Origin of the sequence: Acidithiobacillus marinus (genome assembly GCF_002847505.1) — a bacterium.
In the GTDB taxonomy this organism is placed as follows: domain Bacteria; phylum Pseudomonadota; class Gammaproteobacteria; order Acidithiobacillales; family Acidithiobacillaceae; genus Acidithiobacillus; species Acidithiobacillus marinus.
The window spans coordinates 1-2,145 of record NZ_MXAV01000063.1 but is presented as its reverse complement, the minus strand read 5'-3'; the positions used below and the strand labels follow the sequence as shown (position 1 = coordinate 2,145).

At 42.8% G+C, this 2,145-nt stretch carries 3 protein-coding genes; all 3 read left to right on the top strand.

What is annotated here, in order from left to right:
- Nucleotides 1–207 (top strand): GNAT family N-acetyltransferase (locus tag B1757_RS15645; protein ID WP_216360895.1); only part of this gene is annotated, 207 nt, incomplete at its 5' end.
- Nucleotides 208–314: 107 nt separating this feature from the next.
- Nucleotides 315–1,097, top strand: coding sequence for a nuclease-related domain-containing protein (locus B1757_RS14915; protein ID WP_101539072.1), 783 nt, complete (start codon nucleotides 315–317; stop codon nucleotides 1,095–1,097).
- An 89-nt stretch (nucleotides 1,098–1,186) separates the two neighbouring features.
- Nucleotides 1,187–2,145: hypothetical protein (locus B1757_RS14910; protein WP_143484303.1), on the top strand; the 959-nt coding region annotated here is incomplete at its 3' end.

Here is a 2,145-nt window from a genome sequence, read left to right as displayed (position 1 = left end):
AAGTTGATGGTTGACTGGGCCAGGTCGAATACGAAGATCAATCGTCTTGAGGTCGTAGCGGCGATCGAGAACCATGCAAGTCGAAGGGTGGCCGAGAAGGCGGGAGCCACTTTCGAAGGAATTGCGAAGGCCAGGTTGTTGATCCATGGCCAGTATCATGACGCCGCGATGTACTCCTTCACGAGCAGCAATGGCGCCGTCGCCTAACATTTCGCTGCAGGGGACGCGGGACCAGCCGGCCGTGGCTGAAGTTGTAGCTCCGGTGGCCCGCGCCCCTGAGCTCCGGCGTTATGTGAGTAAAGCGAGATCGTAGAATGGATTTGTCACCAATCATCAATCAAATAGTCGGTGCCCTTTGGTATCTGATACCAATAGCGATTCTTGCAGGTATTCTTAAATCTCCTTGGTTTAAGGGTGTGGCTGGGGAGTTTATCGTCAATTTGTCTTCGAAATTGCTACTGGATAAGGAAAAATACCATCTAATCAAGAATGTGACCCTGCCAACAGAAGATGGAAGCACGCAGATTGACCACATCATCGTTTCAGAATTTGGCGTATTCGTGGTTGAAACAAAAAACATGAAAGGCTGGATATTTGGCAGTCCCAACCAAAAGACATGGACGCAAAAGATTTATAAGCATTCAAGCAAATTCCAAAATCCATTGCATCAGAACTATAAGCATGTAAAGACTCTTGAGTCTTTGTTGGGGCTTAATGAGCAGCAAGTGCATTCTGTAATTGTTTTTGTTGGTGATAGCACTTTCAAAACAGAAATGCCTGAAAATGTGACTTACGGTGGAGGCTATGCGAGGTATATTAAATCAAAGAAGGCGCCTGTTTTAACTGCATCACAAGTAATAGAAATCGCGAATAAAATAGAACAAGGAAGGCTTGCGCCATCATTCAAAACAAATCGCGAACATGTGAAGCATGTAAAAAATATCGTTGCCGGAAAAGAAAACAACCGTATTCCGAGTTGCCCAAAATGCGGTGCTTCAATGGTGTTGCGAGAAACTAAGCAAGGCCAAAACGTCGGTAAGAAATTCTGGGGTTGCTCAAAGTTTCCGAAATGTAGAGGAACCATGAATGTCACATAACAATCACATCCAGCCGACCCACAAAAGCGCCGCTTCGCTCTGCTTTTGCGGTTGGCTGATGTGAGGCGTTAGGTGCAAAAAGGAAAGTTATGAGCAAAGACAATAAATCAGAAAAGCTAGACATAGTAGCGGCATTTGTTCATGAGCTGATGAATATAAGAGGCGGTGATAGTGTCTTGCATATTTGTATTTCTAACTTTTCTATGTTTGGCTTTCAATCTTCAAACATTAGGAGAGTAAGCGGTTTCGACTGGCGAAGTGAAATTGAAGAAGGTGAAAAATATGATTTCATTTTCGGGGATTTTCCGCTAGGAATGGGAAAACGGGAAGAATGCCAAGTTGGTTCTGAAACACTAAAAATTCGGCAGAACTGGGTAGAAATTGCAAAATCAATAAATCTTCTAAATGACAATGGGCTGGCTTTTTATCTCATTGAGCCAACTGGCTTTAGCGTATCTGAGGGAAGGAAGCTGGAGGAAGCGTTAAATTCAGAGGGCTACTTTGTAAATGCAATACTTAATGCTCCAGAAGGAGTCTTGCAACCAGAAACATCTATTACTCCAGTTTTTGTACTCCTATCAAGAAAGAAAACAAGTACCATTTTCATTGCTGAGTTATTGAGTGAATCACAAGGCTCAGCAATTGCCAATAACTTTTGCTCTGGGGTATTTGGTAAAGATTTAAGCCAGGGATTGAGCATCGAAGAAAAAACCTTTTATGGCTTCCATCGCGTAAAAATAAAGCATCAAACCGAGAAACTCGAAACACAGTACAAGGAATATGAAGAATATACAATTGGCGAAATTGCGAGCGAAATTAGCCATGTAAAACACGGCGAAAGCTTTGTCGAAAAAGATAATTCCGTTTATATCCCTAAGATTGGAAACTCAGCAGTTGAGTCAAGTTTATATGACACAAAAATCAAGCATCATAATTACTTTCAAGTTGTAATTGGGCCAAAGGCAATTGGCGAGTATGTGGCGGCTTTCTTTAGGTCGGATCTGGGCAGGCTAGTACTTCAATCACTAACATCTGGAGCAGTGATTCC